General features: G+C 38.1%; 1 protein-coding gene and 1 pseudogene. Both read right to left on the bottom strand.

Features of this window, described 5'->3' with window-relative positions; all coding sequences use genetic code 11:
- A pseudogene (locus tag ACFINX_RS10275) lies at positions 1 to 277 on the bottom strand (hypothetical protein); the annotation flags it as partial.
- Positions 278 to 390: 113 nt separating this feature from the next.
- A partial coding sequence (locus ACFINX_RS10270; protein ID WP_375668817.1) for a hypothetical protein occupies positions 391 to 792 on the bottom strand: 402 nt, incomplete at its 5' end.

Genomic DNA, 792 nt, shown 5'->3' with positions numbered 1-792 from the left:
TCAGCATTGCCATAAACTTGACCACAGACTTGAGAAAAATGGCGTATTTTTGCATCATCATACACTCTTGCATGACCGTAGACACAAGCCTCATCTAGACCCAGCAATTGCCATCATGAGAGAGGTTGCTTTCCTTTTCAATAAAGCCGCCTAAAGCACCCGCCTTTATATCATCAAAATCTTTTAAAGCCCGAATGCGATAAAGGTTTATAATATTACGAGTAAGAGCATGTTTTATTTTTTTGATTTCACTGGTTAATTCGTATTTTTTACACATAGGGATACCCTCACAATCTAATGTGATAAACAGTTGCTAAAATTTGAAATGGAAAATTTATTTTGAAAGCAGGCGTCCCCACCGCGCCCGCATTTTATTTACGTTACATTAGGTTAGACCCATACAATTTCTAACTCGCCATAAGGAGAGAGACGTTCAGTATAGGTTTTTATTTTAGTAGAGCCGCCGACATTTTCACGAATAACAGCAATGCCATGGATATGAGCATTTTCATAAATATGCACGTCATTTGCTATACGAGCGTTTTCATAAACCCTAGCATTGTCATAAACATAGGCATTATCATAAATAATAGCCTTGCCATACACATGAGCATTGCCATAGACATGGGAATTATTAGAAACAGCAGCATTGCCATAAACATGGGCATGACCATAGATATAACCAGCCACGATAGCATTGTTATAAACCCTTGCGTTTTCATAAACGTGACCATTTTTAAACACAAGAGCCTCATCATACACCCAGCAATTGCCATCATGAGAGAGGTTATC

Origin of the sequence: Bartonella sp. AP36NXGY (assembly GCF_042195865.1) — a bacterium.
GTDB lineage: Bacteria > Pseudomonadota > Alphaproteobacteria > Rhizobiales > Rhizobiaceae > Bartonella.
This window is presented reverse-complemented; position numbering and strand designations above follow the sequence as displayed.